General features: G+C 64.1%; 17 protein-coding genes and 1 tRNA gene. 11 read left to right on the forward strand and 7 right to left on the reverse strand.

Going from position 1 to position 12,950, the window contains the following annotated elements; translation table 11 throughout:
• Nucleotides 1–161: 161 nt before the first annotated feature.
• From nudC to HY57_RS03945, 7 genes are all read right to left on the reverse strand, one after another.
• The gene (gene nudC / locus HY57_RS03915; protein WP_019465557.1) at nt 162–1,133 is read right to left on the reverse strand and encodes an NAD(+) diphosphatase; all 972 of its coding nucleotides are present in this window, start codon (nt 1,131–1,133) and stop codon (nt 162–164) included.
• A 13-nt stretch (nt 1,134–1,146) separates the two neighbouring features.
• Nucleotides 1,147–1,524 (reverse strand): iron-sulfur cluster insertion protein ErpA, encoded by a 378-nt coding sequence (gene erpA / locus HY57_RS03920; RefSeq protein ID WP_019465556.1) that lies wholly within the window; start codon nt 1,522–1,524, stop codon nt 1,147–1,149.
• A gap of 46 nt (nt 1,525–1,570) precedes the next feature.
• Nucleotides 1,571–1,993 carry a bactofilin family protein gene (locus HY57_RS03925; RefSeq protein ID WP_019465555.1) on the reverse strand — a complete coding sequence of 141 codons (423 nt, stop codon included), beginning with the start codon at nt 1,991–1,993 and terminating at the stop codon, nt 1,571–1,573.
• Nucleotides 1,980–2,729, reverse strand: a complete 750-nt coding sequence (locus HY57_RS03930) for a DUF6776 family protein (protein ID WP_019465554.1) — start codon at nt 2,727–2,729, stop codon at nt 1,980–1,982. Before HY57_RS03930 ends, HY57_RS03925 begins: the two co-directional genes overlap by 14 nt.
• Nucleotides 2,730–2,827: 98 nt before the next feature.
• Nucleotides 2,828–3,298: a bacterioferritin gene (gene bfr / locus HY57_RS03935; RefSeq protein WP_019465553.1), complete on the reverse strand. Its 471-nt coding sequence runs from the start codon at nt 3,296–3,298 to the stop codon at nt 2,828–2,830.
• A gap of 138 nt (nt 3,299–3,436) precedes the next feature.
• Nucleotides 3,437–3,637 (reverse strand): (2Fe-2S)-binding protein, encoded by a 201-nt coding sequence (locus HY57_RS03940; RefSeq protein WP_019465552.1) that lies wholly within the window; start codon nt 3,635–3,637, stop codon nt 3,437–3,439.
• 154 nt (nt 3,638–3,791) lie between these two features.
• Nucleotides 3,792–4,349: an RNA pyrophosphohydrolase gene (locus tag HY57_RS03945; protein ID WP_019465551.1), complete on the reverse strand. Its 558-nt coding sequence runs from the start codon at nt 4,347–4,349 to the stop codon at nt 3,792–3,794.
• Between the two features lie 183 nt (nt 4,350–4,532).
• Here HY57_RS03945 and HY57_RS03950 point away from each other — a divergent pair.
• The 11 genes from HY57_RS03950 to atpD all read left to right on the forward strand — a co-directional run bounded on the left by HY57_RS03950 (nt 4,533) and on the right by atpD (nt 12,925).
• Nucleotides 4,533–4,609 (forward strand) — tRNA-Met (locus tag HY57_RS03950).
• Nucleotides 4,610–4,907: 298 nt separating this feature from the next.
• Nucleotides 4,908–5,270: a 6-carboxytetrahydropterin synthase QueD gene (queD, locus tag HY57_RS03955; protein ID WP_019465549.1), complete on the forward strand. Its 363-nt coding sequence runs from the start codon at nt 4,908–4,910 to the stop codon at nt 5,268–5,270.
• 153 nt (nt 5,271–5,423) lie between these two features.
• Nucleotides 5,424–5,822 carry a phasin family protein gene (locus HY57_RS03960; RefSeq protein ID WP_019465548.1) on the forward strand — a complete coding sequence of 133 codons (399 nt, stop codon included), beginning with the start codon at nt 5,424–5,426 and terminating at the stop codon, nt 5,820–5,822.
• 246 nt (nt 5,823–6,068) lie between these two features.
• A complete protein-coding gene (locus HY57_RS03965) occupies nt 6,069–6,434 on the forward strand; it encodes an ATP synthase subunit I (protein ID WP_019465547.1) in 366 nt (121 codons plus the stop codon).
• Nucleotides 6,435–6,437: 3 nt separating this feature from the next.
• Nucleotides 6,438–7,271 (forward strand): F0F1 ATP synthase subunit A, encoded by an 834-nt coding sequence (gene atpB, locus HY57_RS03970; RefSeq protein WP_019465546.1) that lies wholly within the window; start codon nt 6,438–6,440, stop codon nt 7,269–7,271.
• Between the two features lie 76 nt (nt 7,272–7,347).
• Entirely contained in the window at nt 7,348–7,635 is a 288-nt protein-coding gene (gene atpE / locus HY57_RS03975; RefSeq protein WP_019465545.1) for a F0F1 ATP synthase subunit C, read from the forward strand.
• Nucleotides 7,636–7,718: 83 nt separating this feature from the next.
• Nucleotides 7,719–8,189, forward strand: a complete 471-nt coding sequence (locus tag HY57_RS03980; protein WP_019465544.1) for a F0F1 ATP synthase subunit B — start codon at nt 7,719–7,721, stop codon at nt 8,187–8,189.
• 3 nt (nt 8,190–8,192) lie between these two features.
• On the forward strand, nt 8,193–8,726 hold the full coding sequence (locus tag HY57_RS03985) for a F0F1 ATP synthase subunit delta (protein ID WP_019465543.1): 534 nt from the start codon (nt 8,193–8,195) through the stop codon (nt 8,724–8,726).
• A 92-nt stretch (nt 8,727–8,818) separates the two neighbouring features.
• On the forward strand, nt 8,819–10,369 hold the full coding sequence (gene atpA / locus HY57_RS03990) for a F0F1 ATP synthase subunit alpha (RefSeq protein ID WP_019465542.1): 1,551 nt from the start codon (nt 8,819–8,821) through the stop codon (nt 10,367–10,369).
• 89 nt (nt 10,370–10,458) lie between these two features.
• On the forward strand, nt 10,459–11,385 hold the full coding sequence (atpG, locus tag HY57_RS03995) for a F0F1 ATP synthase subunit gamma (protein WP_019465541.1): 927 nt from the start codon (nt 10,459–10,461) through the stop codon (nt 11,383–11,385).
• Nucleotides 11,386–11,512: 127 nt separating this feature from the next.
• Nucleotides 11,513–12,925, forward strand: a complete 1,413-nt coding sequence (atpD, locus tag HY57_RS04000; protein ID WP_019465540.1) for a F0F1 ATP synthase subunit beta — start codon at nt 11,513–11,515, stop codon at nt 12,923–12,925.
• Nucleotides 12,926–12,950 lie beyond the last annotated feature (25 nt).

Here is a 12,950-nt window from a genome sequence, read left to right on the forward strand (position 1 = left end):
TTGATTTCTTGCCGTCATTCCGGCGCAGGCCGGAATCCAGTAGCGGGGTGTTGGGTTGTCGCGATGCCTCGGCGCTGTGGCGCGCGGCGAAAACCGATCCTCATCGCCACTGAATTCCGGCCTGCGCCGGAATGACGGGCGTGGGGCGCTATCGCGGCCGGTCAGCGCTTGTACTGCGCGACCAGTTGGTCCAGCTCCAACCCGGCCCGCTCACGCAGCCAGTGCTCGAGCAGGCGATAGGACACCGACAACGGCGGCGAGGGAAGGAAGCTGCCGTCGGCCATGCCGTCGACGATGTCCTGCGGTGTGAACCAGCGCGCTTCTTCCAGTTCGTGGTCGCGCAGGCGAATGGTGCGCGCCACGGCCTTGGCGGTGAAGCCGACCATCAGCGACTGCGGCAGCGGCCATGGCTGCGAGGAGTGGTAATGCACGTCGCCCACGACGACGCCCGATTCCTCCGCGACCTCGCGGCGCACGGCGTCTTCCAGCGATTCGCCCGGTTCGACGAACCCGGCCAGGGTGGAATAGCGCCCCTTCGGCCAGCCGGCCTGGCGGCCCAGCAGGCAGGCGCCGTCGTGTTCCACGATGACGATGACGGCAGCGTCCGTGCGCGGGAAGTGCATGCGGCCGCAGTCGTTGTTGGTGCATTGCGCGCGATGGCCCGACGCCACCAGCACCAGCGGCGCACCGCAGTACGGGCAATGGCGCGTCTCGCGCTGCCAGTGCGCCAGGCCCTTGCCGTAGGCGAACAGGCCAGCCTCGTCGGCGGGCAACAGCAGGCCCACGTCGCGCAAGCCGGCGCGGCGCGCGTTCAGCGCGTGCTCCAGTTCGGCGGCGCGCTTGTCGTCATCCAGCGCCAGCAGGAAGTTCGGGCGTTCGCCGGTCAGGCCAAGGAAGCTCGCCTTCACGTCGCCCAGCAGCCGTTCGCGCTCGGCGCTGCCGAGCCAGCGCAGCGATTCGCTGCCAGCCTGCAGGTAGGTCTGCCCCAGCGGATCGATCAGCAAATAGCGTGCGCTGTCGGAAGCCGCCAGCTCGCTGATCCATACGGACTCATCGCGCCGCTCGGCGACGCGATCGAGGATCAGGCTCAGTCCCGCGAAAGTGTTGTGTCGCGGCAAGGTGGTGCGATCCATGCCGTGGCGAATCTCAGGTGGAGAAGGAGGAGCCGCAGCCGCAGGTGGTCTTGGCGTTGGGGTTGCGGATGACGAACTGCGAACCGCTCAGGCTTTCCGAGTAATCGATCTCGGCGCCGGTCAGGTACTGCAGGGACAGCGGATCCACCAGCAGGGTCACGCCTTCGCGCGCCAGCGCGTAGTCGTCCTCGGCCTGGGCCTCGTCGAAGGTGAAGCCGTACTGGAACCCCGAACACCCGCCGCCCGTGATGTACACGCGCAGCTTGAGCTCAGGGTTGCCCTCTTCCTGGATCAGCTCATGCACCTTGCGGGCCGCAGCCTCGGTGAACACCAGTGGGGCACCGGCGCTGCGGTAGTCGGGAACGATGGGGAAGGGGACGACGGTATCCATGGGACTCAGGTGGGGGTGCGTCAACGCGTACGCAAGGATACCGCGATCAGGCCGGTACGGCTTCCGCATCCAGCAGCACAGGCGCGGGCAACTCGCGGGGGGTATCCGCGGAATGATGGCTCATGCGGCCATTCACCTGGGCGCCGGCGGCCATTTCCAGGGTCCGGTATTGCACGTCGCCGGTCACCCGGGCCTCGGAGGCCAGCTCCAGCCGTTCGGTGGCATGGATGTCGCCGCGCACCTGGCCGTTGATGATGGCGTGCGGCACGCGGATCTCGCCCTGCACATGACCGCTCTCGCTGAGCGTGAAGACGGCGCCCTGCTCTTCGGCCAACACCGAGCCGACGATCTGGCCGTCGAGATGCAGTGCGCCACTGAAGCGCACGTCACCCTGGATGATGGTGCCGCGGGCGATCAGGCTGGTGTCCGGGTGGGCTGGCGCGCGTTCGTTGCGCTTACGGCTGAGCATCTTGTTCCCCTTGGGTGGGCGTGAGGTGGCCAGACAGCGCTTCGCCCCAGGCGACCGCGCGGGTCACCGGGTCGTCCCCGGCGGGCTGGACCTTGATGATGAGACGGGTGGGCCGGAAGTCGGCCGGCAGCACGATGGTGCTCTGCAGCTGCTGGAAATACTTGAAGCGGAACGGGATGCCATCGCGATGCGCGGTGTCGCCCAGCGCCGGCCAGTCGAGCTGGACCACCTTCTCGCCGCGCAGGCCTTCCACGCTCACCGTGGCATTGCCGGTGACGTCGTCGCCGCGCTTGGCGTTCTGGGTCAGGCTGAGGGTGAGGTTCCAGGCGTGCGAATGGTCGACCGGCTGCAGGCGTATCTCCTGCACCTTCAGCCCTTCGCGCTGGGCGTCGCCCCCGGTGAGGCGGGCATAGAAGCCGAGGTCGGCTCGCAGGCCACTGATTTCCTCTTCACGCGAGGACAGCGTCTTGCGCAGCGAGCGGTTGGCGATGTCGGCCACCTGGCCGGCACGCTGCAGGTTGGCCACCTGCTGCTGCAGGTCGTTGTTCTGCCGGGTCAGTGCCTTGAGCTGGCGTTCCTCGGTGGCCGCCGGGGTACCGTGGTGGGCAATGCTGCCAACCACTAGCCCCACGATGAGCAGGCTGGCCGCCCAGGCCGCGCCCAGCCACAGCCGACGCCGCCCGACGGACGCGTCGTGCGGACGTACCACGAAGCGCGGTGGTGGACGTGAAGCCATGCGTGGCTTTCCCAAGGAAAAGCAACGTATAGCCCCGCCGTGCAGAAAGCGTCAAGGAACGGCGGCACGCTTTGCGACCGTTCCCATGAGCGGTGGGATCAGCTGTCGATCTTGGACTGCAGGTAGCGCTCGGCGCTGAGATCCTTGATCAGGCTGAACTGGGTTTCCAGCCAGTCGATGTGTTCTTCCTCGTCGTGGAGGATGGTCTTGAACAGGTCGCGGCTGACGAAATCGGCGATGTTCTCGCTGTGGGCGATGGCTTCGCGCAGATCCTTCACGGCGGCCATTTCCAGATCCAGGTCGCCCTGCAGGCACTCGACCGGATTCTCGCCGATGCGCAGCTTGCCCAGATGCTGCAGGTTGGGCAGGCCGTCGAGGAACAGGATGCGCTCGATCAGGTGATCGGCGTGCTTCATCTCCTCGATGGATTCCTTCTGCTCGTGCTCGGCCAGTTCGTTGTAGCCCCAGTCCTTGTACATGCGGTAATGCAGCCAGTACTGGTTGATGGCGGTCAGCTCGTTGTAGAGCACCTTGTTGAGGAACTCGATGACCTTGGCGTCGCCCTTCATGGGAAGTCTCCTGGCAGCTCAGCAGACGACTATACGGCGTACTTCGTCGACACGCCGGAACGAGAATGACTAGGAGTTGCGCATACGAAAACGCGCAGCCTGGGCTGCGCGTTACGGGGAATATCCAGAAGGCCGAAATCAGGCGATGGCGACGACCGGCAAGGTCGCGAGCACCTGCTGGACGGCTTTGTCCAGCGTGTCGCGGGCTTCCTGCTCACAGCAGCCGCAGCAGTCCGAGCAGCCCGTGCGCGCCTGCAGTTCGGCGAACTGATGGACGCCTTCGGCGGCGGCTCGGCGGATGTCGCCGTCGGTCACGGCGTTGCACATGCAGATATACATAGGCGTATATGGGAACGCAAATGCGAATGATTGTCAACTAAGAATGAAGCGGGCGCCGGAGGGGGGGTGTTCAGCGGCCGGCCGGGTAGGTGAAGAGCTGACGCAGGCGTGCCCGATGGCCGCCCGAAGCGAAGGGGGCGGCGTGGCCCGGGGATCAGGCCGCTGCCTTGCCCTTGCGGCGACCATCGCCGACATGCGGGCCGTCGCGCTGCGGCAGTTCGCCCAGCTCGACGCTCAGCAGGGATTCCACCAGCGGCGCGAAATGGCGCAGGGCGCGCTCATAGACCTGCCGCTTGAAGTTGACCACGTGCGCCGCCGGGTACCAGAAATCCACCCAGCGCCAATGATCGAACTCCGGTTTCTCGCAGGCATCCAGGCGCAGATCGTCTTCCTCACCCACCAGGCGCAACAGAAACCACACCTGCTTCTGGCCGATGCAGGTGGGATGCTGGTGGTGGCGGACATAACGGCTGGGCAGGCGGTAGCGCAGCCAGCCCCGGGTGGCGCCGATCACCTCGACATGGTGCGGGGCCAGGCCGGTTTCCTCTTCCAGCTCGCGGTACATCGCCTCCAGCGGCGTCTCGTCGCTGCGCATGCCGCCCTGGGGGAACTGCCAGCCATCACGATTGACGCGGCGCGCCCAGAACAGCTGGCCGTCCGCATTGAGCAGAACGATGCCTACATTGGGGCGATAGCCATCGACGTCGATCATGTTGCCTCCTGAAGCCGGGCGGGTACGACGGACGACTCACATCCGCCATGGCTCTGGAGCCCATTCAAGCACGCGCAGGAAGGCGGGACAACCGGACCTCTTGAACCGGAAGGCATAGCCCACTACACTGCCGGGCCCCGCCTTACCGACGCCATGTCGGCATCCCTGGCGGGCGGCACCCAAGGCTATGTAGCTCAGCCGGTTAGAGCACAGCACTCATAATGCTGGGGTCGGTGGTTCGAGTCCACCCATAGCCACCATTGCGTCAAATCCCCCGTTTTCCTGTTTATTTGCGGCTCTTGCGAGCCGTGGCGCGGTCGTTCGCCTCGCGTGGCTTCCACGGGTGCATTTCCTGTTTGCCTGGTGGCGTTGCGCGTTTGCACTGCGCGCGGAATACCGCGTCCGAGCTGATGCCCATCCTCGTATCGAGTACCTCCATCTCCATGGATGGCTGGCCGCGCCCGATCGTGACGGAGGCTGGCGCGTTCGCGCTGGCGTGGATTCCGTTGAGGTGGCGGCAAGCGGAGGGTGCGCGAGGCGACGCGCTAGAATACGTGTATGCACATCTTCAAAGAATTCCACATCGAGGCCGCGCATCGGCTGCCCAACGTGCCGCCGGGCCACAAGTGCGCGCGGCTGCACGGCCATTCCTTCCGCATCGAAATCCACGTTGAGGGCGAGCCCGACCCCACGCTTGGCTGGGTCATGGATTTCGCCGACGTGAAGGCCGCTTTCGCCCCGCTGTTCGAGCAGCTCGACCATCACTACCTCAACGACATCGAGGGCCTGGAGAATCCGACCAGCGAGATGCTCTGCCGCTGGATCTTCAAGCGCCTGCAGCCTTCGCTGCCTGGCCTGGACAAGGTGGTCGTGCACGAGACCTGCACGTCGGGCGCCAGTTGTAGCCGTGACAGCTTTTGACGCGTTGCAATATTTTGGCGTAGAACTGTAATGGATTGGTAATCTTGAAGTTTTTAAGTAAAATCGATCCATTCAGAAAAAATATATTGCAACGCACAAAATGCCTTGATAGGGTAGGCGTCACCACCCCTATTCCCGTCGAGGGACCAAGTCATGACGCAGCAACTGAACGCTCAGGTTTTTGCTTACGCCAAGCAGCTGGCCGACAGCGCTTTCAAGGCCCAGTCCGTGGCCCTGAAGGGTCTGGAGCAGGTCGCCGAACTGCAGATCCGCGCGCTGGAAAAGCAGTCCGAAGCCGCCGCCCAGTTCATCAGTGGTGCCCTCGAAACCCGTGATGTCGACGGTCTGCGTGCCCTGTGGGAAAAGGCCACCACCGCTGGTCGTGAGAACGCTGAGCGTGCCGTGTCCGTGACCCAGGAAATCATCGCCGTCACGCAGAAGACCGCCGAGTCGCTCAGCGCGCTCGTGCAGGAACAGCAGCAGGCTGCCAACGACGCCGTGTCGGCGCCGGTTGCGGCCGTCAAGAAGGCCGCTGCCGCTGCCGCCAAGTAAGGCCGTTTGCAGACGCAGCGCTTCTTCCCCCCAGTTGCGTCAAAGGGCCGGACGGATGTCCGGCCCTTTTTCTATCCGCGATTTCTCACGATCCAATCACTTTGTGAACAAATTCGCCGCTTGACAACATGTCGCGGCAAGCGCGGCTTGTCGCTGTAAATGCCTCGCTGATATACTTTTTGAGATTGGACCGTGGCCCGTAGCTGGTTCGGTGCCGCCTAGAGCGAAGCCGCGCGGGAACGTCACGTGATCAACAGTCTTGCTTCCGGTCGTCGTCTGGCGCTGCGCATTATCTTGCTGCAGCTTGCCGTGGCGGGGGCTCTGGCTCTCACCTTCCTTTTGCAGGGGCCGCGCCAAGCTTTGGCGGCCGCTGCAGGCGCCACACTCGTGGCGCTGGGTACCGCGCTTCTGGCGTGGCGCACCTTCGGGGGGCTGGGTGGCGGCGGCATGACGATGTGGCGCGTGATGTCAGGTATGGTCCTGAAATGGATCGTGATCGGCGGAGGGCTCGTCGCGATCCTGGGTCAATGGAAATTACCGCCACTAGCTGCCATCACGGGGCTGGTGGCTGCTTACGCAATAAATCTGCTGGCGTTCAGATTCAAGGGCTAACACATGGCAAGCGAGCCGCAGGGCGGACTAACCGAATACATCCAGCATCACCTTCACCACAACGTGGTGAGTTTGGGTGACGCTCCTTTCATGAAGATCCATGTGGACTCGATCCTCGTGGCCTTCCTGCTGGGCGCGGTGTTCTGCCTGTGGTTCTGGCTGATGGCCCGCAAGGCCACTTCGGGCGTGCCGTCCAAGGGCCAGGCCTTCGTCGAGCTCATCGTCGAGTTCGTCGACACCCAGGTGAAGGACACCTTCCACGGTGACCGCCGCACGGTGACCCCGTTGGCGCTGTCGATCTTCATGTGGGTGACCTTCCTCAACGCGATGGACCTGCTGCCGCTGGACGCCCCGAGCTGGACGGTGAAGACCGCCGCTGGCGTCGAAACGGCTCACCACACCTTCTTCCGCTGGGTGCCGACCGCCGATATCAACACCACCGTGGGCCTGGCCCTGGTCGTGTTCTTCATCGTGCTGGGTCATGGCATCAAGGCGAAGGGTGGCCTGGGCTTCGGCAAGGAGCTGATGACCGCGCCGTTCCACGCGCACAACCCGGTCGTCGTCGCCATCCTGGTGCCATTCAATTTCCTGCTCAACGTCGTTGAATACCTGTCTAAGCCGGTGTCGCTCGCCATGCGACTGTTCGGCAACATGTACGGTGGCGAGCTGGTGTTCATGCTGATCGCGGGCCTGTTCGCGGGCTGGATCAGCTTCCTGCCGGGTGTGATCTTCAACACCGCATGGGCGATCTTCCACATCCTGATCATCCTGCTGCAGGCATTCATCTTCATGATGCTGACCATCGTGTACATCGCCACGGCGCGTGAGCATCACTGAGGTTTTTGTTTCATCCGGTTCCGCTTTAAACCGCTTTGCCTTTATCACTCTTTAGAAAGATCCACAGGAGAATTCCATGAACGTCGCCGAACTTCTTACCCATGTGCAGGGCCTGACCGCCATCGCCATCGGCATCATCATTGGCCTCGGCGCTCTCGGCGCTTGCTTGGGCATCGCCATCATGGGTTCCAAGTTCCTCGAGTCCGCCGCCCGTCAGCCGGAGCTGGTTCCGCTGCTGCAGGGCCGCATGTTCCTGCTCGCCGGCCTGATCGACGCTGCGTTCATTATCGGTCTGGCCGTGGCGCTGCTGTTCGCCTTCTCGAACCCGCTGCTGTCCGCCATCCAGGCTGTCGCCGGTCACTAATCGGCTCAGAGACAGTCGCCGTAGCGTGAACGCGCTACGGCGATCGGCGGTTTAACGCGTTACCGGAGTTAGTTGGAAAGCTCATGAATATCAATCTGACTTTCCTGGGCCAGATGGTCTCTTTCGCCATCCTGGTCTGGTTCACCACCAAGTTCATCTGGCCGCAGCTCAATCATGCGATTGAAGAGCGCCAGAAGAAGGTTGCCGATGGTCTGGCCGCCGCCGAAAAGGCGCGCGCCGAACTGAAGGACGCCGACGCCAAGGTCGCCAACGAGATCAAGCAGGCCCGTCAGCAGGCCAACGAGATCATCGAGCGCGCCCAGAGCCAGGCCAACCAGATCGTGGACAAGGCTCGCGCCGAAGCGGTCAGCGAAGCCAACCGCGTGAAGGCCAACGCCGCTGAGGAAATCGTGAGCATGCAGCTGCGTGCGCGCGAGGAACTGCGTGGCTGGGTCGGCCGTCTGGCCGTCCAGGGCGCCGAGAAGATCGTGCAGCGCGAAGTCGACGCCAACGCCCACAAGGCGATGCTCGACCAGCTCGTGGCCGAGATCTAAGTCATGGCCCAGGCAATCACCCTCGCCCGCCCCTATGCGCGTGCTGCCTTCGAGCTGGCCCACGAGGCCGGCTCGCTGGGCGCATGGTCGCAGGCGCTGGCCTTCGCCGCGGAAGTGGCGAAGGACGCGCGCGTGGCCGGCTTCGGCAATGATCCGCGCGTGTCGCCGGAACAGCTCGTCGCGCTGCACCTGCCCCAGGGCATGGGCGCCGATACGCCGTTCGGCCATTTCCTGGGCGAACTGGCCGAGCACCGTCGTATGGCGTTGCTGCCGGAAATCGCCGAGCTGTTCGAGCAGTACAAGCGCGAGTCCGAGTCGCAGCTGCTGGTCAAGGTGACCAGCGCGTTCGCGCTGGACGCCGCGCAGGCCGAGCAGCTCAAGGCATCGCTCAAGCGTCGCTTCAAGCGCGAGATCGAACTGGATACCCAGGTCGATGCATCGCTGCTGGGTGGCGTCGTGATCGACACCGGCAGCGAAGTGATCGACGGCTCCGCCCGCGGACGTCTGTCGCGCATGACCCGCGCGTTGACGGCATAAGTATTTAAGCGAAGTCCGTTTCGCGAAGAGCAAAAACCAGCCATCCATGGCTGGACTCTTCAAAAAAGACTCAAATTCCAGGATATCGACCCATGTCCAGCACCACTCTGAACCCGTCCGAGATCAGCGAACTGATCAAGACCCGCATCGAGCAGTTCAAGCTTGGCGCGGAAGCACGCAACGAAGGCACGATCATCAGCGTGTCCGACGGCATCGTGCGCATCCACGGCCTGGCCGACGTGATGCAGGGCGAAATGATCGAACTGCCGGGCAATTCGTTCGCCCTGGCGCTGAACCTCGAGCGTGACTCGGTCGGCGCCGTGGTGCTGGGCGAATACCAGCACCTGCGCGAAGGCGACACCGCCAAGACCACCGGCCGCATCCTCGAAGTGCCGACCGGTCCGGAGCTGCTGGGTCGCGTGGTCGACTCCCTCGGCAACCCGATCGACGGCAAGGGCCCGCTCAACGCCAAGACCAGCTCGCCGATCGAAAAGGTCGCGCCGGGCGTGATCTGGCGCCAGTCGGTCGACCAGCCGGTGCAGACCGGTTACAAGTCCGTCGACTCGATGATCCCGATCGGCCGTGGCCAGCGCGAGCTGATCATCGGCGACCGCCAGACCGGCAAGACCGCGCTGGCCATCGACGCGATCATCAACCAGAAAGACTCCGGCATTAAGTGCATCTACGTCGCCATCGGCCAGAAGCGCTCGTCGATCGCCAACGTGGTGCGCAAGCTCGAAGAGCACGGCGCGCTGGCCAACACCATCGTGGTGGTGGCTTCGGCTTCCGAGTCGGCCGCGCTGCAGTACATCGCGCCGTACGCCGGCTGCGCCATGGGCGAATACTTCCGCGACCGCGGCGAAGACGCGCTGATCATCTACGACGATCTGTCCAAGCAGGCCGTGGCCTACCGCCAGATCTCGCTGCTGCTCAAGCGCCCGCCGGGCCGCGAAGCCTATCCGGGTGACGTGTTCTATCTCCACTCCCGCCTGCTCGAGCGTGCCGCTCGCGTTTCGGCGGAGTACGTCGAGAAGTTCACCAACGGCGAAGTGAAGGGCAAGACCGGTTCGCTGACCGCGCTGCCGATCATCGAAACGCAGGCCGGTGACGTGTCCGCGTTCGTGCCGACCAACGTGATCTCGATCACCGACGGCCAGATCTTCCTGGAAACCGACCTGTTCAACGCCGGCATCCGCCCGGCCGTGAACGCCGGTATCTCGGTGTCGCGCGTGGGCGGTGCCGCCCAGACCAAGATCGTGAAGAAGCTGTCCGGTGGCGTGAAGCTGGCCCTGGCGCAGTTCCGCGAGCTGGCTGCGTTCGCGCAGTTCGCTTCGGACCTGGACCCGGCCACCCGCGCCCAGCTGGACCGCGGCCAGCGCGTGACCGAGCTGATGAAGCAGTCGCAGTACGCGCCACTGTCCATCGCCGAGCTCGCACTGTCGGTGTACGCCGCCGAGAAGGGCTACCTGGACGACCTGCCGGTCAACAAGGTGCTGCCGTTCGAGAAGGGCCTGCACGCCTTCATGCACCAGAACCACGGCGAACTGATGAAGAAGATCGTCGCCACCGGTGACTGGAACAACGACATCGAAGCCACCTTCAAGTCCTCGCTCGACGAGTACAAGAAGACCGGCAGCTGGTAAGCAGTAACAGGGTGGTCGGCCGTCCATGCGGCCGCACCGCACTCCGGTGAAGAGCCGGGATCGCACTAACCCACTAGGTTGAGGCAAACGTGGCAAGCGGACGCGAAATCAAAACCAAGATCAAGAGCACGCAGAACATGCGCAAGGTGACGCGCGCGCTCGAGATGGTCTCGGCCTCGAAGATCCGCAAGGCGCAGGATCTGATGAAGGCCTCGCGTCCCTATGCGCGCGCCATGCGCAAGGTGATCGCGCACGTGGCCCAGGCCAGCACCGACTTCAGCCATCCGTTCCTGCAGGAACGCGAGAAGGTCCGGCGCGTCGGCTTCCTGGTCGTCAGCACCGACCGTGGCCTGTGCGGCGGTCTGAACTCCAACCTGTTCCGTCGCCTGCTCCCGGTCATCCGCGAGTGGCAGGACAAGGGCGCCGAGATCGACGTCGTGGCCGTCGGCCAGAAGGCCGTGCAGTTCTTCCGCCGCATCAAGGGCGTGAACCTGATCGGCAGCGCCACCCATCTTGGCGAGAAGCCCAAGGTCGAAGACCTGGTCGGCGTGATCAAGGTAATGCTCGACGCCTACACCGGCGGCAAGCTGGATCGCGTGTTCCTGGCGCACAACGACTTCGTCAACACCATGACGCAGAAGCCGTCGATCCACGCGCTGCTGCCGTTGCCGGTGGTGGCCCAGGAAATGGTGAGCAGCGAGGGCAAGCCGAATTCGCCGGACTTCCCGGTCGCCGGCCTCAAGCTCGAGCAGAAGCACGATTGGGACTACATCTACGAACCCGACGCGGCCACCGTGCTGGAGTTCGTGCTGGCTCGCTACATCGAGTCGGTGGTGTACCAGGGCGTGCTGGAAAACCTCGCCAGCGAACATGCCGCGCGCATGGTCGCCATGAAGGCGGCGTCGGACAACGCCAACAAGGTGATCGGCGAATTGACGCTGATCTACAACAAGGCGCGTCAGGCCGCGATTACCCAGGAAATCTCGGAAATCGTCGGCGGTGCCGCAGCGGTATAAGTGCGCTCATCCATGAGCGCGAAGATCAAAAGGGCGGCCATCCATGGCCGCACTCTTCACTAAAACCACGCGACCGTGACAGGGCGCGAGTAGTCCAAACACTAAAAGATCCATCCGGAGCACATCCATGAGCCAGGGCAAAGTTGTACAGATCATCGGCGCGGTTATCGACGTGGAATTCGCACGCGACCGGGTGCCGCAGGTTTACGACGCGCTGAAGATCGACGGCACCGACATCACGCTGGAAGTCCAGCAGGTGCTGGGTGACGGCATCGTGCGTACGATCGCCCTCGGTTCCACCGACGGCCTGAAGCGTGGCCTCGTGGCCCGCAACACCGGCGAAGGCATCAAGGTGCCGGTCGGCAAGGCCACCCTCGGCCGCATCATGGACGTGCTCGGCAGCCCCATCGACGAAGCCGGTCCGATCGACACCAAGGACCACTGGGTCATCCACCGCGAAGCCCCGAGCTACGCTGACCAGGCGACCTCGAACGACCTGCTGGAAACCGGCATCAAGGTCATCGATCTGGTCTGCCCGTTCGCCAAGGGCGGCAAGGTCGGCCTGTTCGGCGGCGCCGGCGTGGGCAAGACCGTGAACATGATGGAGCTGATCAACAACATCGCGAAGGCGCACTCGGGTCTGTCCGTGTTCGCCGGCGTGGGTGAGCGTACCCGCGAGGGCAACGACTTCTACCACGAGATGAAGGACTCCAACGTGCTCGACAAGGTGGCCATGGTGTACGGCCAGATGAACGAGCCGCCGGGCAACCGTCTGCGCGTGGCGCTGACCGGCCTGACCATGGCCGAGTACTTCCGCGACGAGAAGGACGAGCACGGCAAGGGCAAGGACGTGCTGCTGTTCGTGGACAACATCTACCGCTACACGCTGGCCGGTACCGAAGTGTCCGCGCTGCTCGGCCGTATGCCGTCCGCCGTGGGTTACCAGCCGACGCTGGCCGAGGAAATGGGCGTCCTGCAGGAGCGCATCACCTCGACCAAGACCGGTTCGATCACGTCCATCCAGGCCGTGTACGTGCCCGCGGACGACCTGACCGACCCGTCGCCGGCCACCACCTTCGCGCACTTGGATTCGACCGTCACGCTGTCGCGTAACATCGCCTCGCTGGGTATCTACCCGGCCGTGGACCCGCTGGACTCCACCAGCCGCCAGCTCGATCCGGGCATCGTCGGCGCCGAGCACTACGATGTGGCCCGCCGCGTGCAGGGCACGCTGCAGCGCTACAAGGAGCTCAAGGACATCATCGCGATCCTGGGCATGGACGAACTGTCGGAAGACGACAAGCAGGCCGTGTCGCGAGCCCGCAAGATCGAGCGCTTCTTCTCGCAGCCGTTCCACGTGGCCGAAGTGTTCACCGGCTCGCCGGGCAAGTACGTGCCGCTGAAGGAAACCATCCGCGGCTTCAAGATGATCGTGGACGGCGACGTGGACCACCTGCCAGAGCAGGCGTTCTACATGGTCGGCGGCATCGACGAAGCCATCAAGAAGGCCGAGGAAATGGGCGCCAAGAAGGCGGCCTGATCCTGTGACGGCGCTCGGAGCAGTT

The organism is Dyella japonica A8 (genome assembly GCF_000725385.1).
Classification (GTDB): Bacteria; Pseudomonadota; Gammaproteobacteria; order Xanthomonadales; family Rhodanobacteraceae; genus Dyella; species Dyella japonica_C.